This window comes from Cohnella sp. AR92 (assembly GCF_003990975.1).
Taxonomy (GTDB): Bacteria; Bacillota; Bacilli; order Paenibacillales; family Paenibacillaceae; genus Cohnella.
In genome coordinates, this window is sequence record NZ_RZJR01000003.1 from 163,499 (window position 1) to 188,794 (window position 25,296).

Consider the following 25,296-nt stretch of genomic DNA (forward strand, 5'->3'; position numbering starts at 1 on the left):
TTAAAGGAGGAAGGAACGGTGTTTAGAGCTGGCTTCAAGGTGTTCGACATTCACGGACATTTGCCATACAACTATCCGAAATCATTCGAGAAGCACGACCGAATTACCCAATACGGCGGCGAACGCTCGGAACGAATGCGCCTGACCTGGGATCTAAGGACAGAGGAGCCCGATCCCGAACAAGCAGGAAGGCCGCTCGTCGAACGGTGGAAGGACGAACTCGACCGGTATGGGATCGGGGGACTTAACTTCCTGACAGGCTGGACGAACGACGAACTTGCGAAGCAGATTGAGGCTTATCCGGATCGATTTACCGGATTCGCTTCCCATCCGATCGAACGGCCCGACGCCGCGGCAGAACTGAAGCGCGCCGTTGAAGATCTCGGTCTTCGAGGCTACAAGCTGTTCGGTCCGTTCACGCCTGTCTCGTTCGACGACGAATCGCTCACGCCGGTGTGGGAACTGCTCTCCGAACGAGGCTTGCCTCTCCTCATCCACTTCGGCCTGCTGGGACACGCGGGGGGAATCGTCTCGCATCCGAACATCAGCCCGCTGGCGATCTTCAACGTAGCGCGCCGATATCCCGATATCCCGATCATCATTCCGCATTTCGGCTGCGGCTACTTCCAGGAGCTGCTCCATCTGTGCTGGAGCTGTCCGAACGTCTACGTCGACACCTCAGGCTCTAATCAATGGATCCGCTGGATGCCATACGAGTTGACGCTCGAAACGTTGTTTAGGAAGACATACGAGCTGATCGGACCGGAGCGAATTATCTTCGGCACCGATTCGATCAGCTTTCCTAGAGGTTATAACTATCGCTACTTACAGGATCAAATCCGCGTCGTCCGCGACCTTCGCTTCTCCGATCATGAGATCGAATCGATCTTCGGCAACAATGCAAGAAAGCTGCTTCGGCTGGAGCCATCCAGCCCGCTAATCGAATCCAAGGAGCTGACTCGTACATGAACCCGATCATTAAAATTGCCAAGCCATTGTCTCTGCTCGCAGCCGCATCTTTGCTGCTAACCGCCTGCGGAGGGAACAACACGAACAATTCCGCGGCCGCACCGTCGTCCGCTCCCCCAAGCGGTGCCTCAGCCTCGCCGTCCGCTTCCGCCGCGGCCGGCGGCGACTCTCAGGAGAAAGTGACAATCGAATACTGGCAGTACGAGTACCCGTCCAAGGTCGCGCTCATCGACGAACTGATCGAGCAATTCGAGGCGCAGAACCCGAACATCAAGGTTAAGCAGACGAACTTCCCGTACGATCAATATAACGAGAAGGTCGCGACGCTCGTTCCGGCCGGCAAGGGGCCTGACGTCATCAATCTGTATTATGGCTGGCTGCCGAAGTATGTCTCCTCCGGTTTCCTGCAGCCGCTTCCCGAATCCGCCTTCCCGGCGAACGAGATCGAGAGCAAGTATTATCCGCTTGTGGATGCGGCCAAGATCGACGGTACCTATTGGGCGATTCCGACCGCCGTGCGCACGCTTGCTTTGTTCTACAATAAGGATCTGTTCGCGAAGGCGAAAATCGCAGAGCCTCCAACGACGTGGGAGGAACTGGTCGAGGATAGCCTGAAGCTGACGGAGAAGGATTCTAACGATCAATTCGTCGTCGAGGGCCTAGCATGGGAGCCGGGAGCGCAGCTTCACCACTGGTACCGCGACGGGCTGCTGCCTCAGGCAGGCGGCCAAGACCTCAGCGATGACCGCCGCAAGATTCTGTGGGCGGACACGCCGGCAGGCCTGGAGGCGTTCCAATACCTGATCGACTTCGCGGTCAAACATAAGGTCGGGACTACGGGCGTCTTCACGGACGACGTCACCGCCTTTAAAACGGGGCACGCGGCTATCAACATCGACGGTTCGTTCCGTCTCGGATCCTTGAAGGCGGACGCTCCCGACTTGAATTACGGCGTCGCTCAGCTGCCGTCCTATAAGAGCAAATCGGCGCCGTCCTCGTTCTGGGCGAACGCGATTCCGGCAGGCGTAACCGGGGCTAAGCTGGACGCCTCGATCAAGTTCCTGCAATTCCTGACAAGCAAAGAAGTTCAGGAGCAGTGGGTGGATAAGGTCGGCGAGCTTCCTGCTCAGAAAGAGGTCGCGACTCAAGATAAATACCTGAACGATGAGAAGCTCGGGCCATTCATCCGTCAGCTCGACAACAGCAAGGCTCACTTCTTCATCGACGAGACCGGCGAGCGGACGCTGTTCGTCGACGCGACGAATGAGGTCCTTCTCAACAAGGTACCTGTCGAGACGGCGTTTAAGGACCTCGTGGCCAAGACTCAGAAGCTGTACGACGACTACTGGGCTAAAGCAGATAAGAAGTAACGGGGTAGAGGGGGCGCCGGGCGTGATCCGGCGCCCGCTTGCCTATGAATAAGGAGGGGTGACCGAATGATCTCGAACGAGACCCGGCGCCGGGCGGAAGCAGGGCGCAAGCCGCTGTCGTTTCGCTTGAACTACCGTTCGCAACGATATCTTTTTATCTATCTGATGCTAGGCATACCGCTGCTGTATTTTCTTCTTACCCGGCTCGTTCCGATTCTGTACTCCTTCAATATAAGCTTCCGAGAATGGGATGTGCTCTCTCCGGAGAAGCCCTTCGTCGGTTGGGCCAACTTCTCCGGCCTGTTCAAGGACGAGGCGTTCCGCAAGTCGCTGACGAATACGTTCCTATACGTCGCAGTGGGCATTCCCGGCCAACTGGCCGCCGGTCTCGCCGTCGCCCTGATGCTGCAGAACGTGAAGCGGCTGCGAGGCTTCTTCCGAACGGTCTACTTTATCCCGTATATCACGAGCATCGTCGCGGTGAGCTGGGTGTTCCGCTGGCTGCTCATGCCTAACGGATGGATCAACGGCCAGCTTCTCAGCTTAGGCTTACCCGCGCAGCCATTTCTGCAGTCTCCCGATCAAGCCCCGTTTGTCGTTGCCCTTTCGATGATCTGGCAGAGCGTCGGTTTCCAGATGCTGATTTTCTTGACGGGGCTGGAGGGGATTCCGAAGATGTACCACGAAGCCGCCCATATTGACGGAGCGAATGCCTGGCGACGATTCCGACACATCACGGTGCCTCTTCTCAATCCCATCATTCTGTTCTCGGCCGTCATCGCCGGCATCTCGTATCTTCAGTCCTTCGCGCATATCGTCAGCATGACCCAGGACGGAGGCCCGCTTAACTCGACTCGAACGCTCGTCTATCATATCTACAAGCTAGCGTTCAAGAGCTTCGACATGGGAAGCGCTTCGGCAGCCACCGTCGTCCTGTTCGTTCTCATTCTGGCGTTCACGCTGCTCCAGCTCAAAATTCTTAATCGCAAAATCGACTACTGACAGGAGGAACCGTATGAACCCGAACCCGAACCCGAATTCGAACCCGAACCCGGGCCAATCCCGAAATCTCTCTGGCTGGATGAGCGGGAAATCCTTGGTTAACGGGTCCAGGTCGTTTCTTCTTTATCTGCTATTGTTCGCGGGGGTCGCCGTGACTCTGTTCCCATTCCTGTGGATGGCGGCCTCCTCGTTCAAGGAGCCCAAGGATCTGTTCGATCTGAGCCTGATTCCATCGCCCGCGACCTGGAGCAATTACGGAGATTTGTTCGTCAAGGCTCCATTCGGGCGATGGATTGCAAACACGGCGGTCGTGGCTGTCTCCACGACGGTGTCGGTGTTGGTATTCGATACGATCGTGGGCTATGTGCTTGCTAAATTCGTTTTTCCCGGGAGAACGGTCATCTTCGTCGTTATTATAAGCACGCTGATGGTCCCCACCGAGATGCTTATCATTCCCTGGTACTTGCTGGCCTCGAAGCTAGGGCTGTCGGATACGTACGCCGGCCTGCTGCTGCCGGGTCTGATCTCCGCGTTCGGGATATTCCTCATGCGGCAGTTCATGGAGTCGCTCCCTTCGGAGCTTCTGGACGCGGCGCGCATCGATGGGTTAAACGAGTGGAGAGTGTTCTCTTCCATCGCCGTTCCTCTCATGAAGCCAGCCTTGGCGACACTCGCTATCCTAAGCTTCATCTCAAGCTGGAATCAGTTCATCTGGCCCTTCATCGTGCTGCAGACTGAGAACAAATACACGCTTCCAGTCGGCATGGTTTATTTCTCCAGCGAGCTGAAGGACAATAGCGGATGGATCCTGATCATGACGGCCGCCACGGTCTCCGTCCTTCCGCTGATCGTTGTCTTCTTGATTTTCCAGAAACGAATTATTCAAGGGATTGCTTTAAGCGGGATGAAGTAAAGGAGCGGGAATACGAGATGAGTCCATTAACGAAAAAATACGATGTCATCGTGGTTGGCGCCGGTTCGATGGGGATGAGCGCGGGTTACGAATTGGCCCGAAGAGGCGCGGAGACGCTGCTGATCGACGCATTCGACCCGCCGCATGGAGAAGGGAGCCATCATGGCGAGCCGAGGCTGATTCGCCATGCCTATAGCGGCGGTCCCGCTTATGTCAGCCTGGTCCTTAGAGCGGATGAGAAGTGGCGACAATTGGAGGAAGCCACGGGGCTGAGACTTCTGGATAGAGCTGGCGTTCTCAACATGGCGGATATCGACGCTTACAACTTTCGCGAACGTCAATTCGATGCGCAGAGGCAAGGAGTTGCGGTGGAATGGTTGACAGGGGAACAGATCCGCAAGCGTTGGCCGGGCGTGCGCGTTCCGGACAGCTTCCATGGAATGTACGAACCGAATGCCGGATATTTATACAGCGAGAGATGCGTTGCCGCCTACAAGCAGGAGGCGTTGCGATCCGGCGCGAAGCTTGCGGCGAACACCTTCGTCACGGGCCTTAAGGTGGAGAAAGACAGCAGCGTGACCGTACAAACGAAGGATGGAAGCTATTATGCCGAGCGAGTCGTCTTGAGCGCGGGCGCCTGGTTCAATTCTCTGCGGCCTTTCGTCAACCTGCCGATTCGCCCGTTGCGCAAAGTCGTCGGGTGGTTCGAGACGTCCGAATCGTCGTTTAATAGCGATGTGTTTCCCGGCTTTACGATCGGCACCAAGAACGGCAGCTTCTATGGGTTTCCGAGCATCGACGGCGCCGGCGTCAAGATCGGCCGCCATGACGGCGGCGTTCCATGGGAGCCGGGCAAGCCGATGGCTCCGTTCGGAGCTTACCCGGAAGATGAAGAAGACTTGCGGCGGGCGCTGGAGACCTATTTGCCCGGAGCGGCGGGCAAGCTGCTTCGCGGCGCGGCGTGCAAATACGAGATGTCGCCGGATGAGCACTTTATCATCGACAGACATCCGCATTACAAGAACGTAATCGTGGCTGGGGGATTCTCCGGTCACGGATTTAAATTCGCAAGCGCGGCAGGCGAAGTGTTGGCGGACTTGGCTTTGAACGGAAGCACCTCCTGGGATCTATCGCCGTTTCGCTTGGGCCGATTCTCTCTCTAAAAGAGAGAGGCCGGCAGCCCTTCATCGTTCGAAGCCATCAACCCAAGCCCGTTCATCCCTTATCCGCTGGCACGAGTCTACCCATCTGCGCGATCGGCGCAGGCGGGTTTTCTTGTTTCTGCCGGCCCTCTTCGCCGTTCAAACGGAACGTGAAGCAGCCTTTTTTTCTATTGAGAAACTTTTAGCCTCCGCTAAGGTGCCATTCATCGTCCGTTCACACAAGCATGATACCTTCCGTATTAGCCAAGAAAATAGGAGGAAGATTCATCTATGTCGATCAAGAAGTGGAATCTCGCGCTTACGGGAGCGCTCGCGATCGCCTTGCTGTCCGGCTGCGGATCGAAATCGGATCATGCTTCGGCGGGCGGCGCGCAGACTCAGACGGACAACGGCAGCGCTCAAGGCGGACAGGGACAAGGCGGCAATCGCGGCGGCTTTGGCGGAGGCATGGTCGATGCTAACGGGAATACGGCGGACATGCTGGGCAAGATCAAAAGCATCAACGGCAACACGATTACGGTGTACAAGTCGAGCTTCGACCCCGGCCAGATGCGCGGCGGCATGAGAAGCGGACAGGGAGGACAAGGCGGTCAAAGCGGGCAAAACGGAGATGGCGTTCAACCGCCGAGCGGAGCGCCGGATTCCTCGAACGGAGGACAACCTCCCGCGGACGGACAAATGCCGAGCGGAGCACCCGATGGCGCCAACAAAGGCAATGGCGGCGGTCGTCCAGGCGGCGGGATGGCCAACATGTTCACCGACGAGACCGTCGATATCACGGTGACCGACGCGACCGTCATTCAGAAGACTTCGTTCGAGAACAACGAGATGACGACGACGGACGTCGCGCTCTCCGACCTGAAGGCGGACGATGTGCTGACGATCTGGCTGACCGAAGGAACGCAAGAAGCGGCAACGATCAAGATCGGCGGCTTCGGCGGAGGCATGGGACGAGGCGGTCAAGGTGGAGAGCAAGGCCAAGCCCAAGACGGTCAAGCACCTGCCGCAAGCGATTCGGCCTCGCAATAGTCAAGCAGGAAGGCGAGATTGTTAATTAGATAGTTTCAGCTCACTTTTAGAACAGCACGAGCAGCGGCGGCGTACGGGAGGCGATCTCGGCGTCGCCCTTGTTCGTTTACCGTCGATTGACGCTTTGTTGAGCAAATAGCGGGCAGCAGAAGCCACCCGATCTCCAAGCTCCCCTTCGGCCGGCGGCGAAGAGACAGCCTGTGACAAATGCCCGATTTTATTCGATTTTTCGAATATAAATATTTAGAGGTTCCGATATTCGTATGATGTATACGATTTTTCATATATAAAATAAGGTTTGAATTCAATGGAGCAACAATTGGCATGATATTTCGAATACAATCGCCGGAAATGCCGGTTGTGAGGATAATAAGCTCGAAAAATCATATAGATTCAACAAATCTTTGGAGACGACCTTTGGTAGGCGGTGTAACAAATGGGCTTCAGCGCCCGTATGGCGGGAATGTGCGGCGAGATCTTCTCCGAGCCATGTTAGTAGAACAGGACGAATATATTAAAATACAGTACTTTTTCGTCAAATCGAGCTATTTAGTCTTCTGTCTCTACGGAATAAAATAAGAGAATGAGGGTTCGAAATCCTAGCATATTAGCGGGAAATTGATGGTTGAGATCGGTTTATTTTCTTTTCATCCGTTTGGCGGTAGTGGTACACTGATGTTCGAAAGGCTTTGGCAGCGAGAGGAATATCGTAAAAAAATAGCGAGGGTCGAGCGATAGCAAGGCTTGGCCGGAAGGAGCACCTTATCCCATGTCTAAGAACTTAATGCAAGCTCTGTCCGAAGAGAAAATCGTCGCGATCATTCGCGGGATCTCCGCCGAATCCGGAGATGCAACGGCTGAAGCGCTGTATCAAGGCGGAATTGTTTTCCTGGAAGTTACGCTCAATACGGACGGCGCGCTCGGCATGATCTCCCGTTTCAAAGAGAAGTACGAGGGACGCATGAGAATCGGCGCGGGCACGGTGCTCGATATCGGCCAGGCCAAGGAAGCGGTAGCCGCGGGAGCGGAATATCTCATCTCTCCTAACCTGGATGAGGAAGTCGTCTATTACGGCGTGGAGCAGGGCGTGGAAGTATGGCCGGGCACGATGACGCCGACCGAGATCGTACGCGCATACAAGGCGGGGGCATCCGCCGTTAAGGTGTTTCCGCTCGGCTCGTTGGGAGTGAACTACCTGAAGGAGATTCGCGGTCCTCTCAATCATATCCCGATGGTAGCGACAGGCGGAGTCAACCTGAACAATATCCGCACCGTGCTCGATGCGGGCGCGATTGCCGTCGGACTCGGCGGCAACCTCGTGGACAAGCAGCTGGTCAAGGAAGGCAAGTTCGACGAGCTGACCAAGCTGGCGCAAGCGTTCGTGGCGGAGGTTAAGGGGACAAAATGACAAAGGGCAACGGACGAGGGATAGACGTAGTCACGATAGGGGAGAGCATGGTTCTCCTTCAGCCGATGAATGAGGGTCCTCTCGCCTATGCGCCGCTCTTTACCCGTTCGATCGCGGGGGCGGAGTCCAACGTGGCGATCGGCCTTTCCCGGCTTGGGCTGAAGGTTCGCTGGATCAGCCGGCTCGGCACGGATCCGTTCGGAGACTTGATTCTATCGACGCTTGCGGGCGAAGGAGTAGACGTCAGTCTGGCGGAGCGGGACTCCGCTTATCCGACCGCGGTCTACTTCAAGGAATTCAAGGGCTATGGCGATCCGAACGTCTACTATTACCGGAAGGGCTCGGCGGTCAGCAAGCTGACGGCGGAGAACGTCGACGCCGGCTGGTTCGAAGGCGCAAGCCACCTTCACGTGACGGGAATTACGCCCGCTCTCGGTGAAGGCACGGCCGACGCGGTGCGGGCGGCGATGATCGAAGCCCGCAAGCAAGGGCTGACGATCTCCTTCGACCCGAACCTCCGCCGCAAGCTTTGGAGCGAGGAGAAGGCCAGAGAGACGCTGTTGTCCCTGATCCCGCTGTGCGATGTGTTTATGCCGGGCTTGGAGGAAGCGGAGTTTCTCGTCGGCGAGATGACGGAGGAAAGCTACGGCGCTCACTTCCTCTCCATGGGAGCGAAGGCTGTCGTCCTTAAACTCGGGGAAGCGGGCTCGATCGGCTTCACGCCGCTCGCCGCTTACCGGGCTAAGCCGCATACCGTCAAGCATGTGGTGGATACGGTCGGCGCAGGCGATGCGTTCGCCGCGGGCTTCCTGTCGTCTTGGCTGACGTACGATCCGAACGGGGAAGACGCCGAACGCCTCGAGCACGCCTTGGGCCGCGCCAACCTGATGGGGGCGCTTGCCACCCAGTACAAGGGCGACTGGGAAGGGCTGCCGAAGCTCGCCGAAGTCGAGCGGCTGCTGTCCGGCGGACGCGAGACGACGCGGTAAGATAAGAAGAAAGAATAGAAGGTCAGTCCGGGTCGGGTATCCCTATAGGGCATTCCCCGGATTGGCCTTTTTGTCGCGGAACCGCTTCCGAAGCAGATTGATATGGGCTTGATGATAACGGCTGTGATCGGCGATGTGCCATAATCCCCAGCGAACGGTCGCCCGCTTCTCGTTCTCATGACCGTAAGCGACGACGGTGTCGAGGTCTTCGTCGGTAAGATCGACGCATGTCTCTCGAAGCAGATGAAGCACGGCCTCATAGTCGGAGATCAGCGAATGCAAGGACTGACCGATGACCATCGGAAGCTTGCCGTCCGGTTCGATCATGGGGCCGTATTGCCCTGCTAACGATTGCGGAAGCGGCTGTCCCTTGATTCGATAAACCCAGTTCAGATCGACACGTGACAGATGCCGGATTAATTGCGCCGTACTATTCGAAGCTTGATCGGGCCCCCTGTAATCGACTTCTTCCTGCGACATGCCATCGGTGATGGCTCTCAACCGAAGGTTATTCTCCCTCACGGCGGAGTAGAGCATCCCGACGATCGGGGTCATGTCCGCTGCGCCTTGCAGATCGTTAATCTTCATTTTCTCCCGATCCCTCCAGAAGTTCCTCATTCTCTTATCCGTACAGCCTTCGATATTGCTCAGGCGGCAGCCCGGTTTTGCGCCGGAAGGTGGCGATGAAGTGGCTGGAATCGCGGAAGCCGACGCGCTCGGCGATCTCCTTCACGGTACTGGCAGGCTGGCCGATCAAGAGCTCCTTCGCTTTGCGCAAGCGGAGCTGAATCAGATACACGTAAGGGGAAACGCCGAACGTGCTGCGGAACAGGACGTTAAGCGAGCTGGCGGGCATGTTCAGCACCTCCGTCATCTCCGCGAGACCGATGTCGGCGTTGGCATAGCCCTGCTCCATCCAATCCAGCAGAGGACGGAGCTTCTCGGAGCTGCGCACCATGGCGGAGCGGCTGTCGAAGGAGCCGTACTGGCGCAAGGTGATGAGGAAGCGGTAGGCTTCCGCAGAAGCGGTGAGGCCGAACAGATCGTTGTTCTCCTCGAGGCGGTCGAGAATGCCTTCCAGCAGGACGCGGATCGGCGAGTCCTCTTCCCAGTGCATGGGCGCGGGCTCCATCAGCTCAAGCGACTGAAGCAGCTCTTGGGCGACCGGCCCTCCGAACGTGAGGTAAGCGGTATCCCATAAGCCTCCGCGGGATTCATAGGCATGGGCGACCCCCGGCTTCACGAGAATGCCGCTGTTCACGGGAAGAGCGTACATTCGCCCGCCGACGCTGAATAAACCTTCGCCGTTTACCGTCTGAAGCCAGTGATAATAGGGGTAGCCGTCGCTTCGGACCATCTTGTTCTCTTCTCTTGCCGTTCCTACCGTCTCGACGAACAAAGGGAGAGAACTCTCTTGTCCGTTCGTGAGCACGAACCGTCTCATTGTCGCTAACCTCGCTGTCATATTCTTATGCCCGCTTGCAAGATGATTATATTTTACCGCACTCAGACATGAATTAATATAGAGATATCCTTATATCTATCTTAAAGAATCGAAGGAGTGTCCACATTGATCAACAACAAATTGCCGAAGATCTGGTACGGCGGGGATTACAACCCGGAACAATGGGAAGCGGATACATGGGCGGAAGACGATCGCCTGTTCAAGCTCGCGGGCATCGACGTCGCTACGATAAACGTATTCTCCTGGGCGCTTAGCCAGCCTAGCGAGGACGAATATAATTTCGAATGGCTGGACGAGACGATCGATCGTCTGCACAAGAACGGCGTCGGCGTCTGCCTGGCGACCAGCACCGGCGCTCATCCGGCGTGGATGGCGAAGAAATACCCGGAGGTCACCCGCGTCGATTACAACGGCCGCAAGCGCAAGTTCGGCGGACGGCACAATTCTTGCCCGAACAGCCCGGTGTTCCGCAAGTACTCCGAGCGGATCGCCGATAAGCTGGCGGAGCGCTACAAGGATCATCCCGCGCTGCTCGTCTGGCACATCTCGAACGAATACGGCGGCTACTGCTACTGCGACAACTGCGCCGAAGCGTTCCGCGTCTGGCTGCAGAAGCGCTACGGCACGATCGACAGCCTGAACAAGGCGTGGAATACCCGTTTCTGGGGCCACACGTTCTACGATTGGGACGAGATCGTTCCTCCTAACGCGCTGAGCGAAGAGTGGGACGGCAACCGCACGAACTTCCAGGGCATCTCGATCGACTATCGCCGCTTCCAGTCGCAGAGCCTCCTGGACTGCTACCGTCTTGAATACGACGCGGTCAAGAAGCACACGCCGGACGTGCTGGTGACGACAAACCTGATGGGCTTCTATCCGGAGCTCGATTACTTCGAATGGGCGAAGCACATGGACGTCGTCTCCTGGGACAACTACCCGTCGCTCGATACGCCGGTCAGCCTGACGGCGATGACGCACGACCTTATGCGCGGCCTGAAGCAAGGGCAGCCGTTCATGCTGATGGAGCAGACGCCGAGCCAGCAGAACTGGCAGGCATACAACTCCTTGAAGCGCCCGGGGGTCATGCGCTTATGGAGCTATCAGGCCGTCGCCCGCGGAGCCGATACGGTCATGTTCTTCCAGCTTCGCCGTTCGATCGGCGCTTGCGAGAAGTACCATGGCGCGGTCATCGAGCACGTCGGCCATGAGCATACGCGGGTATTCCGCGAGAGCGCGGAGCTTGGCCGCGAGCTGCAGCTGCTCGGAGACCGCCTGCTCGATTCCCGTCCGAACGCCCGCGTCGCGCTCGTCTACGATTGGGAGAACCGCTGGGCGACGGACCTGACGAGCGGTCCGACGGTCGCGCTGAAGTACCAGGACGAAGTTCACAAATACTACGACGCGCTGTTCAAGCTCGGCATCCAGGCGGACATGATCGGCGTCGAGACCGACCTCTCCGGCTACGACATCGTCATTGCCCCGGTCTTGTATATGGTTAAGCAAGGCTACGCGAAGAAGGTGGAGAGCTTCGTCGAAGCGGGCGGCACGTTCGTCACGACGTTCTTCAGCGGCATCGTGAACGAGAACGATCTGGTGACGGTCGGCGGTTACCCGGGCGAGCTGCGCAAGGTGCTCGGCATCTGGGCGGAGGAGATCGACGCTCTGTTCCCGGGCGTCACTAATCAGGTCGTGATGAAGGGAGAGCATGGTTCGCTTAACGGCACCTATGATTGCGGCCTGCTGTGCGATCTCATCCACTCGGAAGGCGCGGAGGTGCTCGCGACCTACGGCTCCGACTTCTACAAGGGCATGCCGGTTCTAACCGTGAATTCGTTCGGCAAGGGCCAAGCCTGGTACGTGGCGACCAGTCCGGACGAGCGCTTCATGCTCGACTTCATGAAGAACCTGTGCGAAGCCAAAGGCATCAAGCCGCTGGCGAACGTTCCGGCCGGCGTAGAGGCCGCCGAGCGCGTGAAGGGCGACAAATCGTTCCTGTTCCTGCTCAACCACAATGCGGATGACTCCGCCGTGGAGCTGGAAGCGGGAGCCGGCGGCATCGACCTGCTGACCGGCCAAGCAGCCTCGGGCAAGGTAGTCGTTCCGGGACGAGGCGTCCTGATCATCGAGAGAGAGGGAGCGGTCCGATAAGCCGATGAGACTTCATTATCGTAAGCCGGCGAAGGCGTGGACCGAGGCGCTTCCTGTCGGCAACGGCCGTTTGGGCGCGATGGTATTCGGGGGAGTCGAGACGGAGAGGCTTCAGCTCAACGAGGATACTCTCTGGTCGGGAGGCCCTAAGGAAGGCGTCAACCCGCGGGCGAAGGAAGTGCTGCCCGACGTCCGCAGGCTGCTGGCCGAAGAGAGATACGCGGAAGCGGAGGAGCTGTGCCGCGAGATGCTCGGCCCTTATGTCCAGAGTTACTTGACGCTTGGCCATCTTACGCTGGGCTTCGAGCACGGCGATATTCCCCGCACTCGCTACGTGCGCGAGCTTGACCTGAACGAAGGCTTGGTCAAGGTCGAATACGACATCGGTTCCGCGACGTATAAGCGCGAGATCCTGGTCTCCCATCCCGCGCAGGCGATCGTCGTCAAGCTGAGCTGCAGCCGGCCGGGCGGGCTCAGCTTCAAGGCGAAGCTGGACAGCCCGCTTCGCTCGCGCACTTCCGCGAAGGACGGCTTCCTTGTCCTTCGCGGGAAGGCGCCTAAGCATGCCGACCCGAACTATTACCCGAACGATAACGCGCCGCTCCTCTATGACGCCCCCGGAGAGAGCGAAGGAATGCGCTTCGCCTCCATGCTCGGCGTGCGTCTGGACGGAGGCGAGGCGGACGTCGACGCGGGCGGTCTCTACGTAAGCGGAGCGACGAACGCGACGCTCATCCTCACGGCCGCGACGAGCTTCGGCGGGTTCGACAAGCAGCCGGGACTGCCGGACATCGATGAGCTCGCTCTGGCGGAAGCGAAGCTGAGGGACGCGCTTGCCGCCTCATACGAGCGCTTGAAAGCCGATCATCAGGCCGATTATTCCCGCCTGTTCGACCGGGTGAAGCTGAACCTCGGCGCTTCGCTCGCGCCCGAGGACATGCCTACGGACGAGCGAATCGAGCAGTACGGAGCGAAGGATCCGGGGCTGGTCGAGCTGCTGTTCCAATACGGCCGCTATCTGATGATCGCCAGCTCCAGGCCGGGCACGCAGCCGGCGAATCTGCAAGGGATCTGGAACGAAGAGACTTCCCCGCCGTGGAGCAGCAACTGGACGCTGAACATCAACGCGGAGATGAATTATTGGCCGGCGGAGACGTGCAATCTTGCGGAGTGCCATTCTCCGCTGCTCGAGTTTATCGATCGCCTGGCGGTCAACGGCACCCGCGCCGCCGAGGTGAACTACGGGGCTCGCGGCTGGACGGCGCATCACAATACCGATATCTGGGCGCAGGCCGCTCCGGTCGGAGCGTTCGGCCACGGCGATCCGTCGTGGGCGTTCTGGCCGATGGCGGGCGCTTGGCTGTCCCAGCATCTATGGGAGCATTACGCGTTCCATCCGGACGAGGAATGGCTTCGCGATTATGGCTACCCGATCATGAAGCAAGCGGCGCTGTTCTGCCTGGATTGGCTGTACGACAACGGCGACGGCACGCTCGTGACCGCTCCGTCGACCTCGCCCGAGCATCGGTTCGTCAATCCGGAGGATCCGGACGGTCCGAGAAGAAGCGTCAGCGTCGCCTCCTCGATGGATCTTAGCCTAATCTGGGACCTGTTCACGAATTGCACGGAAGCGGCCGAGAAGCTCGGCATCGACGAAGGCTTCCGGGAAGAGCTGGCGTCGGCCCTGAAGAAGCTTCATCCGCTCCAGGTAGGCAAGTACGGCCAGCTCCAGGAATGGTACAAGGACTTCGAGGACGAGGACGTTCATCATCGCCACGTATCCCATCTGTTCGGGGTCCATCCCGGCAGGCAGATCACGGCGGAGACCGCGCCGGAGCTGTTTCAGGCTGCGCGCCGCTCGCTGGAGAGACGCGGAGACGCCGGTACCGGCTGGAGCCTCGGCTGGAAGATCAACCTCTGGTCCCGGTTCCGCGAAGGAGATCGAGCTTTGCAGCTGATCTCCAACCTGCTGACGCTCGTTCGATCCAACAGCGAAAAGCACGAAGGAGGAGGCGTATACCCGAACCTGTTCGACGCCCATCCTCCGTTCCAGATCGACGGGAATTTCGCGGCGACCGCGGGAATCGCGGAGATGCTGCTGCAATCCCACCAAGGCTATCTGGAGCTGCTACCGGCTCTGCCTTCCTCTTGGCGGCACGGCTCCGTCTCGGGCCTTCGAGCCCGCGGAGGCTTCGAGGTGGACCTCGAATGGCGGAACGGCAAGCTGCAGAACGAGCGAATCCAATCTTTGCTCGGCGGCGGGATCGTTGTCCGTACGGGCGGCGATCAGCCGATTACAGTTACTCGGAACGGGCTTGTACTGGCGTCCAGCGAGATCGGGAAGAACGGTGCTGTCTCCTGGCGGACCGAAGCCGGACAGAGCTACGAGATTCGTGCTAATCAAGCGTAGGCAACCAAAATCTCAAACGAAGCGGGGAAAAACCTGCCATGGTCCGATCGAAATTCAGCTACACGCCGCCCGCGAACGGGTACCCGGAATGGAACAACAACCCGGACATTTTCCAACTGAATCGGCTTCCCGCCCATGCGACCCTGATCAGCTACGACACCTTGGAGGAAGCGCTGCGAGGCGAGAGGGAGCAGTCCTCTTACTATCTGTCGCTGAACGGTACGTGGAAGTTCTCGTGGGCTAGCAATCCGGACGCCAGAATCCGTAACTTCTACGAGAAAGACTTCGATTATTCCGGTTGGGACGACATTCCGGTGCCGTCGCATTGGCAGCTGCAGGGGTACGATTATCCGCAATACTCGAACGTGAATTACCCGTGGATCCACCAGGAAGAGCTCGTGCCGCCATTCGCTCCGACGAAGATCAACCCGGTCGGCTCGTATATCCGGACGTTCGAGGTGCCGAGCGATTGGGAGGGGCAGCCTGTCCATATCAGCTTCCAAGGGGTAGAGTCCGCGTTCTACCTCTGGCTTAACGGCGATCTGGTCGGCTACAGCGAAGATACCTTTACTCCGGCGGAGTTCGATTTGACGCCTTACTTGATAGAAGGAACGAACACACTGGCGGTCGAGGTGTATCGCTGGTGCGACGCTAGCTGGCTGGAGGATCAGGACTTCTGGCGGCTTAGCGGGCTTTTCCGAGAGGTCTATCTGTATTCCTCGAAGCCGACGCGAATCGTGGACTTCTTCGCGCATCCGGAGCTGGACGGCGATCTTCGGAACGGGCGATTGCGGATCGAGGTACAGGTGGAAGACGAGTGCGGGTCCCGGTCGGAAGCCGTCGTGTACGCACAGCTGTACCGGGACGGTCAGCCTGTCTTCGAAGCTCCGTTCGGACTGCAAGGACGATTCGGGGAAAAAGGTGCTTGCCGGCTTGACGGAGCGGTAGAGGTGAAGGAGCCCCTGAAGTGGAGCGCGGAGCATCCGAATCTGTATACGCTCGTGCTCGGGCTCCAGGAGCCGGGCGGCGGGATAACCCAATGGGTGAGCTGCCGAATCGGCTTCCGCCGCTTCGCCATCGAAGACGGCCTGATGAAGATCAACGGCGAACGAGTCGTATTCAAGGGAGTCAATCGCCATGAATTCTCGTGCGATTCGGGAAGGGCTCTGGGCTTCGAAGACATGCTGCGCGACGTCCTGCTGATGAAGCGGCATAACATCAACGCCGTGCGCACGTCGCATTACCCGAACCATCCGAAATGGTATGAGCTGTGCGACGAATACGGCTTGTACGTCATCGACGAGACGAATCTCGAGACGCACGGAAGCTGGCAATACGGCCAGAACGAGCAGGAGGAAGGCAACACCGTTCCGGGCAGCAAGCCGGAGTGGAAGGCGAACGTGCTGGATCGCTGCGCGTCGATGCTGGAGCGGGACAAGAATCATCCTTCCGTCATCATCTGGTCCCTCGGCAATGAAGCCTGGGGCGGGGACAACTTCCTTCATATGCACGATTATTTGCGGGAGCGCGATCCTTCCCGGGTCGTCCATTACGAGGGCGTGTTCCATTGCCGCAAGTCGGAGGCCGCCTCCGACATCGAGAGCCAGATGTACACGAAGCCGGCGGACGTCGAAGCCTATGCGCTTGCTGCTGAGGATGGAGCTAAGCCGTTTATTCTGTGCGAATACAGCCATGCGATGGGCAATTCCTGCGGCGGCTTGCATCTGTATACGGAGCTGTTCGACAAGTATCCGATCTTGCAGGGAGGCTTCATCTGGGACTGGGTCGACCAAGCGATTCGCGTGCAGGATGAGGACGGCCGCTCGCACTTGGCCTACGGGGGCGACTTCGGGGAATCTCCTCATGACGGGAACTTCTGCGGCAACGGGTTGATTTTTGCGGATCGTACGATCTCTCCGAAGCTGCTCGAAGCCAAGGCGTGCTACCAGAATGTCCGATTCTCCGCCGTCGACGCGGAGCAAGGGCGGTTCGCGGCGGCGAACAAGTTCCTGTTCACGAACCTGGACGAATTCGATTACTTCTGGGAACTGTCCGCGAACGGCGTAGTTGTCCGTGAGGGGATGTTCAAGCTAAGCGGAGCTCCGGGCTCCGTCGTCCCGTTTGGATTAAGCGAGGCCTATCCGAATCAGGCAGAGGCATCGAAGGAATACGTTCTGACGATCAGCGCGCGCCTGAAGGAGACGGCTTCATGGGCGGAGCAAGGGCATGAGATCGCCTTCGGCCAGTTCGTTCTTCCCGTTGGGGCGGATGAGGATTCGGAAGCGGGGCTTGAAGGGCTTGATTCGGCGTCGCCAGTCGGTTCCCCGCTTGCCATTCTGGAGGAGGGCGGTTTCTTGTCCGCGGTTGGAGAACGCTTCGCGGTCCGGTTCGATCGTTCCGCCGGACTGTTGGATTCTTATCGGATAGATGGAACCGAACTGCTTCGGGAGCCGATCGTTCCGAATTTCTGGCGAGCTTGCACCGATAACGACAAGGGCAACAAGCATCCGGAGAGGTGCGGGACTTGGCGGGAAGCGAGCCTTGGCCGCAAGCTCGTCTCCTTCGATTGGAAGAAGGAGCATGATAAACTCTCGGCAACGGCCCAGTTCGAGCTTCCGACCGCTCCATATCCATCCTTGTGCATCATGAGCTATGAGGTCGGCGAAGACGGCGCCGTTCGGATCGAAGAGAGCCTGAATCCCGGAGCCGGCTTGCCGGAGATTCCGGAGGTCGGGGTGCGGCTGGCGCTGAATTCCTCGTTCGACCGGATTCGCTGGTATGGCCGCGGGCCCGTCGAGAATTACTGGGATCGGCACTCCGGGGCAAGGCTCGGCTTGTTTGCGGGATCGGTTGCGGATCAAGTCGTTCCATACTTAAGGCCGCAGGAGCATGGCAACAAGACGGATGTCCGTTTCGCCGAAGTGAAGAATGCATCCGGGCTTGGACTGTCGTTCGCGGGCAAGTCTGCTTTCGAGTGGAGCGCGCTGCCTTACACCCCGTTCGAGCTGGAGAGCGTTACCCACCATCATCTCCTTCCGGAGACCGAGCATACCGTTATCCGGGTGAACGCGAGGCAGATGGGGGTCGGCGGAGACGACAGCTGGGGAGCTCCCGTGCACGCCGAATATACGCTGCCTGCCGATCGCGGCTACGAGCTTGCATTCACGCTATCGCCGCTTAAAAGATAAGCGCTGCATGATTTTTCCTGCCCGAGGGATACTAGCCTCAGACAGGAGGTGCAGCCATGGACTCGAATCTGGAACAGGTCGTCGCCGTACGCAAGAACGGGGATGGGGATATCGTCGAGCTTCAACTCTCGTCCGGCACTGTCGTCGGTTACAAGGAAGCCCAGGCGATGGCCAAGCAAGGACAGATCGCCAACGTGAATGTGTTCCGAGGCCGGGACGGGGACGAACATCTTCGCTCCAACGCCGACGGCATCAAGGAGAACAACCTGGATAATCTCCCCTCGTTCTAAAGCTCTTCGGAAGAAGAACGCCTTCCTCTCCGCCGATATGGCGAAGGGGAAGGCGTTCCTGCTTCTGGGAGGAAGACTTCAGGCTTGGGTATGTTGTAAGTACAAGTTGAATCCGATGTTGCAAGAATTTGAAGGGATTCAACAAAAACATAAGAGAAAACCTTGATCATTCAAGCATTAGGGAGTAAACTGAGAGTGCAATTATGTACGTACAAGTTAATCTATTCTCAGGAGGCAACCCGATGATTCAATTGAAACCATATGAGTTCTGGTTCATTACCGGAAGCCAGCATCTGTACGGTCCCGAGACGCTAGATGAAGTGAATGCGCATTCAAGCGAGATCGCAAGCAGCTTGTCCGGCGATTCCGCCATCTCTTATCCGATCGTCTTCAAGCCTGTCGTGACGACTCCGGCCGAGATCCGGGCCATCCTGAACGCGGCGAACGCCGACGAGAACTGCGCAGGGGTCATTACCTGGATGCACACGTTCTCCCCGGCCAAGATGTGGATCACGGGCTTGACCGAGCTTCGCAAGCCGCTGCTTCACCTGCATACGCAATACAATCGCGACATTCCATGGGATTCGATCGACATGGACTTCATGAATACGAACCAAGCCGCCCACGGCGACCGCGAGTACGGCTTTATCGGCGCCCGTCTCGGCATCTCCCGCAAGATCGTCGTCGGCCACTGGGAAGACGCATCGGTACGCGCGCGCATCGCCGAGTGGGAGCGCACGGCGGTCGCTTATAACGAGAGCCGCACGCTGAAGGTGTGCCGCTTCGGCGACAACATGCGCCAGGTTGCCGTAACCGAAGGCGACAAGGTAGAAGCGGAGATCAAGTTCGGCTGGTCCGTGAACACGTACGGCGTCGGCGACCTCGTGCAGTACGTGAACGCCGTAACCGAAGCGGAAGTCGAGAAGCTCTTGGGCGAGTATGCCGAGCAATACGAGATCGTTGAAGCGGGACGTACGGCAGGACCGGTCCGCAGCGCGATCGCCTACCAAGCCCGCCTGGAGATCGCGATCAAGCGCTTCCTGGACGAAGGCGGCTTCACGGCGTTCACGACGACGTTCGAAGACCTGCACGGCTTGGAACAGCTGCCGGGCCTGGCTTGCCAGCGCCTCATGGAACAAGGCTACGGCTTCGCGGGCGAAGGCGACTGGAAGACGGCCGCCCTGACTCGCCTGCTTAAGATCGTGGCCGGCGGCGTGCAAACTTCCTTCATGGAAGATTACACCTACCACTTCGAGCCGGGCAATGAGCTGGTGCTCGGGGCCCACATGCTGGAGATCTGCCCGACGATCGCGGAGACGAAGCCGCGCATCGAGGTTCATCCGCTCGGCATCGGCGGAAAGGCCGATCCTGCGCGTCTGGTGTTCAATGGCAAGGCGGGTTCCGCGATCAACGTGTCGGTCATCGACCTCGGCAATCGCTTCCGTCTCATCGTGAACGAAGTCCAAGGCGTCAAGGTGGAGAAGGACATGCCGAAGCTTCCGGTTGCCCGCGTGCTCTGGAAGCCGGAGCCTTCGCTTCATGAGGGAGCCGAAGCGTGGATTCTCGCCGGAGGAGCCCACCACACCGTTTATTCCCTGACGATCAAGACCGAGCAAATGCTCGACTTCGCCGAGCTGTTCAATATCGAAGCCGTCGTCATCGACAAGGACACGAACATCCGTCAGCTCAAGAACGAGCTGCGCTTCGGCCAAGTCGCTTGGGCGCATCGGTAATCAACAACGCAAGCCCGCGTACAGGCCCGTTTCGACGATTCGAAACGGCCTCTCGCGGGTTTTTTATTGCTAGCTAAAGAATTGCTAAATGACGAATCGTGTCGATTGAATCCGCGACGTCCTAGATGACGACCGGGACAGCCTTCCGGCCTCCGGGTCAAGCTTCGAGACGCTGCGGAATTCCGTCATGCGACCGAAAGCGACAAACCATAGGTCCAATGTTGTGCGGCTCAAGTCTCCGATTCAATTTTATGACTGGTAGTCAGGACACTTTCGAATCGGATACTCCTTGTTATGATAGTTAACATAGCCCTTTAAGGGTCATCTTTTCTATCAAAAGGAGGAGCACTAATGGGTAAACGCAAGCTTTCTAGTTTGATTTTGTCGTTCGGCATGATCGCCGGCTTGCTGGCGCCGGCCGCGGCGAATGCGGCTCCGGCCAGCAAGGTCGTCAGTCCTGACGTTCTGGACGTCGGAGCGAAGCTAAGGGCCGATTCGCTGGACAGCGTAATCGAGGAAGGGCGCCTTGACCTGTCCGGCCTCAAGGCTTCGGCTTCCGCGCGTTCCCTGCGGAGCGCGGCGAGCTTGTCCCAAGCGGACGTCGGCACCGTCAAGCCGTGGCTGACGAATAACGATGTTACCGGCCAGTACGCGCTGACCAACTTTACTCTTCGAGCCGTGGGCCAGAACGGGGAAGTGTGGGTGGCGAACAACCTCAGCTTCCCGAGCGGGGATCCTCGGAACAGCTCCGTTCAGATTACGGATGAGCAGGTAAAGTACTTGCTCAACGAATTCGAGACCCGCATTTACCCGAAGGAAATCGAGTATTTCGCGCCTCCTGCCGAACGCAAAGGGGAAGAGGGCTACAATGGCCTGTATAAGGACGACAGCGGGCGCGTCGTCATCCTGATCGACAACATCAAGGATGCAAGCTTCTACGACTCGTCCTATCCAAGCTATATCGCGGGCTACTTCTCCCCGACGATCAGCGATTTCGCCGACCGCAACGTCATGACCATCGACGCTTACGATTGGCTGAACCGGACAGGGCCAAGCTCGAAGAAGCCCTATCTCTATGAAGGGGTGTTCGCTCACGAGTTCCAGCATCTGCTTCATCGGGATTCAGATCCGGCCGAAGAGAACTTCATCAACGAAGGCTTGTCCGACTTCGCTCAGTATATGGTCGGATATGGCCATTCCATCGACCACGTGAACTACTTCCTGTCGCATCTGAGGAACTCGCTCACCCTATGGGGCGACCAATCGGACCTGCAGATTCTCGCCGATTACGGCAATGCTTATCTGTTCGAGCTGTACCTGTACGACCACTACGGGGAATCGTTCATCCAATCGTTGTTCCACAATCCCGCGACGGGCATCGCCGGAGTGGAGGACACGTTGGCGCAAGCCGGCATTCAGAAGACGTTCGCGCAGCTGTATGCCGATTACATGACGGCAATCGTTCTGGACGGAGGATACAAAGGCGATTCCTCTACTTATAAATTCAACTCGATCGACATCGCTCCCGACTATGCTTCCTCGATCCTGGCCGACAACTCGACTCCCGCATGGGGGACGGACTTCAAGATCATTACTCCGGACAAGAAGATCGACCATCTGTACTTCCAAGGGCTTGATTTCCTGCGGACCAAGTGGACGACGGCGAAGGATCCGGAGCGCGGAACGGTTCTCTGGGGCAACGAAGGCAACCTGGCGGACAACTTCCTGATCAAGGAGCTGGATCTGACCGGCCTGACGGCGCCCGAGATCAGCTTCGACACCAGCTACAACATCGAAGAGCAGTGGGACTATGGCGTCGTGCAGGTATCCGAAGATAACGGGCAGACGTGGACTTCCCTGGCCAACGAGGATACGAGAAGCGATCTGGACGCTAACGGCCATCCGAAGATCGCCGCGAATCTTCCGGGGTTCACGGGAAGCTCCGACGGATGGACCACGGAGACGTTCGATCTGTCCGCCTATGCCGGCAAGAAGGTGCTGCTCGGGTTCCGCTATTTGACGGACTGGGGCTACAACGAGTCGGGCTGGTATTTGTCTAACCTGCGTCTTAACGGAAGCCTGATCGATCCGATGACCGACACCTCCGGCTTCAAGAGCCTGGAGCAGATTAGCGGTCAATACGTAGACTATCAGGTTCAGTTCGTCGGCTTCATGAAGAATTACGACAAGCAGAAGGGCAAAGGCAACGAGAATAAAGTCAAAGTCATCAAGCTTCCAAGCCTCATCAACATGTCCGAAGCGGATCGCATCGAGCTCGCCGATCTGCTCCACAGCTCGAATTACGAGCGCATCGTCATGATGACGACCTACGCCGCGCCGGAAGGAACCAACGGCAGCGTTCCTTACGATTACGAAGTGGTGATGAAGGATACCGGCAAGAAAAACAAGAAAGACTAAGCCGATAACGGCAAAAAGAACGAACGCTAAGTCTCCATCCATCGTGCCGGATCCGAATCACGGGAGAAGCCGCTTAACCGCGGCTTCTCTTTTTTTTTTTGGCGTGTCGCAGGGCAGGGTTCCTAAACTCATCCTTCCTCGTCTGCGCAGGCCGCCGCAAGCCCATACTGGGAAAAAGGACGATCGAGTCCTATTCCTATCTTAGGAGGGGCGCATAGCTTATGAGCTTCAGCGACATGGCCGAGATCGAATGCGCGATCATCGGCGGCGGTCCGGCGGGACTTAGCGCGGCTCTCGTGCTGGGACGAGCGCGGAGACAGACGATTCTGTTCGACGGAGGCAGGCCTCGCAACCGGGTGACGAAGCATTCGCACGGTTACTTGACGCGGGACGGAATAACTCCGTCGGAGTTTCGCGCCATAGCCCATGCGGAGCTGCGCCATTACCCCTCCTTGACGCTCCGGCAGGATCTCGTCTCGTCAATCCGCCGAGAGAGCGATCGCTTCTTGCTCGCAACAAGCTCGGGCTTCGAATGCATCTCCCGCAAGGTCGTTCTCGCGACGGGGTTGCGAGAGTCGCTTCCGGCCGTCCCCGATGCCGCTTCCTTCTATGGTACGAGTCTGTTCAGCTGTCCGTATTGCGACGGGTACGAGATGAGGGATCGCCCTCTGGCCATCCTCTCGGACGATCCGTACAAAGCCGCCCATATGGCGCAAACGCTGTGCCAGTGGAGCCGGGACTTGCTCGTCTGCACGAACGGGCAATCCTTGGGCGATGATCTAAGGCGGTTCCTCGAACTTAATCGCATCGCTTATGCGGAGAGCCGAATCGCCAAGCTTATCGGCTCGCAAGGGCGGCTGCGGGCGATCCGCTTCGAAGACGGCAGGGAATCCATCCGCACGGGAGGAATCGTCATCACGGAGTGGGAGCAAGCGGGTTCCTTGCATCTGGAGCTCGGCTGCAAGCTGACCGAATCGGGCGGGATCGAGACGGACGGAGCCCGGCGGACGAGCGTCGAAGGGGTATTCGCCGCGGGAGATGCCGCCGTGATCGCTCCCGCCCAGCTGATCATCGCAGCCGCGGATGGAAGCCGCGCCGCGATCGGGGTGAATTCGGATCTGACCCACGAGAGCTTCCATCCTCCGATCCCGCATTTGACCAATCCGTGACCTGTGATCCAGATCACACCGCCGCCCTCGGCAGATCGTTATGATGGGAATAGCTGGAGCGGCCTTCCCGGCAATCTCCGGCATCGGCAACGGCAAAATCGCCATACCATCATACTATCGAGGCTTGGAGGCTGCGGCATGGCTATCAGATTCGGCATCGTCAAGAAGCTCGTGCTTGGCATTACTATCGTTTCCATCATTACGTACGGGACAAGCGCATTCTGTTTATTGGTATTGCAGCAACGATTCAACGAGATCTCCCAACATTCGTTCGTCATGGTCACCTTGGCTCTCGGGATCCTTTGGACGTCCCTCTTCGGCTATCTTTTCGCCAAGTGGCTGTTAAAGCCGCTCCTGTCGCTGACGGCCGCCACGGAGCTTGCGGCAGAAGGAAAGCTGGGGGAGAAGGTCATGATTCGCAAGACGAACGACGAGCTGACTCGGCTTAGCCTGTCTTTCGAACAGATGCAGACAAAGCTGGCGGAGATTATCCATGGCATACGCGAGCACTCCCAGATGACGAACGTTCACGTAGCGGAGCTTCAGAGCGCCATCGGAGAAGCGGCGGCGCAGATCGAACAGATCTCGCATCGGGCGGAGAAAATATCGGATGGAAGCGTCCGCCAATTCGCTTCGGCGGAAGCCATGCAGCATTCCGTGCGCGGGCTGTCGCAAGCTTCCCGCGAGTTGGACGAGCAAGCGATTAACGCGCGGACCAGGACGAGCCGAATGGTGGAATCGATCCAAGAAAGCGAAGCGGTCTTCCAAACGATGGTCGTGCGGATGAACCATCTATCGGAGATGAATCAGGACGCGCTTGGAGCGGCCGGACGCCTGAACGACTATGCGGCGCAGATCGGAACGATCTCTTCCGTGGTTAGCGAATTCGCGGAACAGACCCATCTGCTTGCGCTTAACGCGGCGATCGAAGCGGCTCGCGCCGGGGAGGAAGGCCGAGGCTTCGGCGTTGTCGCCGAAGCGGTGAAGAAGCTTGCCGGACAGAGCGGCAGCGCGGCGCGCCACATTCGGGACCTGATCTCGCAGATCCAAGGCGAAGTGACGAGCGTCGTCCGGCATATGAACCAACAATTTATCGTAGCCGAGCAGGAAGCGAAGGACGGAGAGGCCTCGGCGGCATCTCTTAACCGGATCGCGCAGGACGCTCTGCTCGTCAGCGGCTTGATCGATAGCATTGCCGGCAAGATGTCGGAGCAAGCGGAGCAGTCGGTCGGAACGCTGCGCGAAGCGGGCGAAGTCTCGCGGGTTGCCGACTCGATCCGGGCGGGGGCTCACGACGTGAATTCGGCGACCCAGGAACAGACGGCCGCCATGCAGGAGATCGCCGCATCGTCGGAAGCCTTGCTGTCGGAGTCGAAGGAATTGATGAGGCGGATTGCCTTTTTCAAAGTGGAATCTCAAGTCGAAAAACGCGCGAAATAAGAGGAAATATGCCATATCGTGTTAGGAGCTCCGAGAAGGAGCTCTTTTTTTGCCGAAAGAACGGAAACTGGAAAAAATTTATGAAAATACAGATGAAAATAACGGCTTATTCCTCTATAATGAATGTAATATCCGTGTAATTTGTAAGGAAAAATGACAAAATGTTAGCGCAATGTCAACTGCTGCTGCCGT

Annotated in this window: 18 protein-coding genes; 16 read left to right on the plus strand and 2 right to left on the minus strand. The window is 58.1% G+C overall.

The features are described 5' to 3' along the window. The first annotated feature begins 18 nt into the window (after nucleotides 1-18). The 8 genes from ELR57_RS05580 to ELR57_RS05615 all read left to right on the plus strand — a co-directional run bounded on the left by ELR57_RS05580 (nucleotide 19) and on the right by ELR57_RS05615 (nucleotide 8,843). Nucleotides 19-969, plus strand: a complete 951-nt coding sequence (locus ELR57_RS05580; RefSeq protein WP_126958038.1) for an amidohydrolase family protein — start codon at nucleotides 19-21, stop codon at nucleotides 967-969. Then, nucleotides 966-2,339, plus strand: a complete 1,374-nt coding sequence (locus ELR57_RS05585; protein WP_126958039.1) for a sugar ABC transporter substrate-binding protein — start codon at nucleotides 966-968, stop codon at nucleotides 2,337-2,339. Before ELR57_RS05580 ends, ELR57_RS05585 begins: the two co-directional genes overlap by 4 nt. Nucleotides 2,340-2,405: 66 nt before the next feature. Beyond that, the gene (locus ELR57_RS05590; RefSeq protein ID WP_126958040.1) at nucleotides 2,406-3,341 is read left to right on the plus strand and encodes a carbohydrate ABC transporter permease; all 936 of its coding nucleotides are present in this window, start codon (nucleotides 2,406-2,408) and stop codon (nucleotides 3,339-3,341) included. 13 nt (nucleotides 3,342-3,354) lie between these two features. Next, on the plus strand, nucleotides 3,355-4,254 hold the full coding sequence (locus tag ELR57_RS05595) for a carbohydrate ABC transporter permease (RefSeq protein ID WP_238162415.1): 900 nt from the start codon (nucleotides 3,355-3,357) through the stop codon (nucleotides 4,252-4,254). 17 nt (nucleotides 4,255-4,271) lie between these two features. After that, nucleotides 4,272-5,417: an N-methyl-L-tryptophan oxidase gene (solA, locus tag ELR57_RS05600; RefSeq protein WP_126958041.1), complete on the plus strand. Its 1,146-nt coding sequence runs from the start codon at nucleotides 4,272-4,274 to the stop codon at nucleotides 5,415-5,417. 270 nt (nucleotides 5,418-5,687) lie between these two features. Further along, nucleotides 5,688-6,446, plus strand: coding sequence for a hypothetical protein (locus ELR57_RS05605; RefSeq protein ID WP_126958042.1), 759 nt, complete (start codon nucleotides 5,688-5,690; stop codon nucleotides 6,444-6,446). Nucleotides 6,447-7,215: 769 nt separating this feature from the next. Beyond that, nucleotides 7,216-7,854, plus strand: a complete 639-nt coding sequence (locus tag ELR57_RS05610; protein WP_126958043.1) for a bifunctional 4-hydroxy-2-oxoglutarate aldolase/2-dehydro-3-deoxy-phosphogluconate aldolase — start codon at nucleotides 7,216-7,218, stop codon at nucleotides 7,852-7,854. Continuing rightward, entirely contained in the window at nucleotides 7,851-8,843 is a 993-nt protein-coding gene (locus tag ELR57_RS05615) for a sugar kinase (protein WP_126958044.1), read from the plus strand. Before ELR57_RS05610 ends, ELR57_RS05615 begins: the two co-directional genes overlap by 4 nt. Nucleotides 8,844-8,885: 42 nt before the next feature. Here the strand turns inward: ELR57_RS05615 and ELR57_RS05620 are convergent, their stop codons facing one another. Both ELR57_RS05620 and ELR57_RS05625 read right to left on the minus strand, forming a co-directional pair. Beyond that, nucleotides 8,886-9,431, minus strand: coding sequence for a mycothiol transferase (locus ELR57_RS05620; protein ID WP_126958045.1), 546 nt, complete (start codon nucleotides 9,429-9,431; stop codon nucleotides 8,886-8,888). A 34-nt stretch (nucleotides 9,432-9,465) separates the two neighbouring features. Continuing rightward, nucleotides 9,466-10,287 (minus strand): AraC family transcriptional regulator, encoded by an 822-nt coding sequence (locus ELR57_RS05625; RefSeq protein WP_126958046.1) that lies wholly within the window; start codon nucleotides 10,285-10,287, stop codon nucleotides 9,466-9,468. A gap of 126 nt (nucleotides 10,288-10,413) precedes the next feature. On the opposite strand from ELR57_RS05625, the gene ELR57_RS05630 reads away from it, so the two are divergent. From ELR57_RS05630 to ELR57_RS05665, 8 genes are all read left to right on the plus strand, one after another. Beyond that, a complete protein-coding gene (locus ELR57_RS05630) occupies nucleotides 10,414-12,456 on the plus strand; it encodes a beta-galactosidase (RefSeq protein WP_126958047.1) in 2,043 nt (680 codons plus the stop codon). Between the two features lie 4 nt (nucleotides 12,457-12,460). Further along, a complete protein-coding gene (locus ELR57_RS05635) occupies nucleotides 12,461-14,866 on the plus strand; it encodes a glycoside hydrolase family 95 protein (RefSeq protein ID WP_126958048.1) in 2,406 nt (801 codons plus the stop codon). A gap of 38 nt (nucleotides 14,867-14,904) precedes the next feature. Then, nucleotides 14,905-18,054 (plus strand): beta-galactosidase, LacZ type, encoded by a 3,150-nt coding sequence (gene lacZ / locus ELR57_RS05640; RefSeq protein ID WP_126958049.1) that lies wholly within the window; start codon nucleotides 14,905-14,907, stop codon nucleotides 18,052-18,054. A gap of 56 nt (nucleotides 18,055-18,110) precedes the next feature. After that, nucleotides 18,111-18,344, plus strand: a complete 234-nt coding sequence (locus tag ELR57_RS05645; protein ID WP_126958050.1) for a DUF3892 domain-containing protein — start codon at nucleotides 18,111-18,113, stop codon at nucleotides 18,342-18,344. A gap of 242 nt (nucleotides 18,345-18,586) precedes the next feature. Continuing rightward, a complete protein-coding gene (gene araA / locus ELR57_RS05650) occupies nucleotides 18,587-20,077 on the plus strand; it encodes an L-arabinose isomerase (RefSeq protein WP_126958051.1) in 1,491 nt (496 codons plus the stop codon). Between the two features lie 351 nt (nucleotides 20,078-20,428). Further along, nucleotides 20,429-22,495: an immune inhibitor A domain-containing protein gene (locus ELR57_RS05655; protein ID WP_126958052.1), complete on the plus strand. Its 2,067-nt coding sequence runs from the start codon at nucleotides 20,429-20,431 to the stop codon at nucleotides 22,493-22,495. A 221-nt stretch (nucleotides 22,496-22,716) separates the two neighbouring features. After that, entirely contained in the window at nucleotides 22,717-23,664 is a 948-nt protein-coding gene (locus ELR57_RS05660) for an NAD(P)/FAD-dependent oxidoreductase (protein ID WP_238162416.1), read from the plus strand. 138 nt (nucleotides 23,665-23,802) lie between these two features. Beyond that, nucleotides 23,803-25,104 (plus strand): methyl-accepting chemotaxis protein, encoded by a 1,302-nt coding sequence (locus tag ELR57_RS05665; RefSeq protein ID WP_126958053.1) that lies wholly within the window; start codon nucleotides 23,803-23,805, stop codon nucleotides 25,102-25,104. Nucleotides 25,105-25,296: the final 192 nt, after the last annotated feature.

Bases quoted from the DNA above. Each gene is read 5' to 3' on its own strand.
- solA (WP_126958041.1), top strand. From the start codon at position 4,272: ATGAGTCCATTAACGAAAAAATACGATGTCATCGTGGTTGGCGCCGGT.
- araA (WP_126958051.1), top strand. From the start codon at position 18,587: ATGATTCAATTGAAACCATATGAGTTCTGGTTCATTACCGGAAGCCAG.
- ELR57_RS05585 (WP_126958039.1), top strand. From the start codon at position 966: ATGAACCCGATCATTAAAATTGCCAAGCCATTGTCTCTGCTCGCAGCC.
- ELR57_RS05610 (WP_126958043.1), top strand. From the start codon at position 7,216: ATGTCTAAGAACTTAATGCAAGCTCTGTCCGAAGAGAAAATCGTCGCG.
- ELR57_RS05605 (WP_126958042.1), top strand. From the start codon at position 5,688: ATGTCGATCAAGAAGTGGAATCTCGCGCTTACGGGAGCGCTCGCGATC.
- ELR57_RS05635 (WP_126958048.1), top strand. From the start codon at position 12,461: ATGAGACTTCATTATCGTAAGCCGGCGAAGGCGTGGACCGAGGCGCTT.
- ELR57_RS05595 (WP_238162415.1), top strand. From the start codon at position 3,355: ATGAACCCGAACCCGAACCCGAATTCGAACCCGAACCCGGGCCAATCC.
- ELR57_RS05615 (WP_126958044.1), top strand. From the start codon at position 7,851: ATGACAAAGGGCAACGGACGAGGGATAGACGTAGTCACGATAGGGGAG.
- ELR57_RS05625 (WP_126958046.1), bottom strand. From the start codon at position 10,287: ATGAGACGGTTCGTGCTCACGAACGGACAAGAGAGTTCTCTCCCTTTG.
- ELR57_RS05590 (WP_126958040.1), top strand. From the start codon at position 2,406: ATGATCTCGAACGAGACCCGGCGCCGGGCGGAAGCAGGGCGCAAGCCG.
- ELR57_RS05660 (WP_238162416.1), top strand. From the start codon at position 22,717: ATGAGCTTCAGCGACATGGCCGAGATCGAATGCGCGATCATCGGCGGC.
- lacZ (WP_126958049.1), top strand. From the start codon at position 14,905: ATGGTCCGATCGAAATTCAGCTACACGCCGCCCGCGAACGGGTACCCG.
- ELR57_RS05620 (WP_126958045.1), bottom strand. From the start codon at position 9,431: ATGAAGATTAACGATCTGCAAGGCGCAGCGGACATGACCCCGATCGTC.
- ELR57_RS05655 (WP_126958052.1), top strand. From the start codon at position 20,429: ATGGGTAAACGCAAGCTTTCTAGTTTGATTTTGTCGTTCGGCATGATC.
- ELR57_RS05645 (WP_126958050.1), top strand. From the start codon at position 18,111: ATGGACTCGAATCTGGAACAGGTCGTCGCCGTACGCAAGAACGGGGAT.
- ELR57_RS05665 (WP_126958053.1), top strand. From the start codon at position 23,803: ATGGCTATCAGATTCGGCATCGTCAAGAAGCTCGTGCTTGGCATTACT.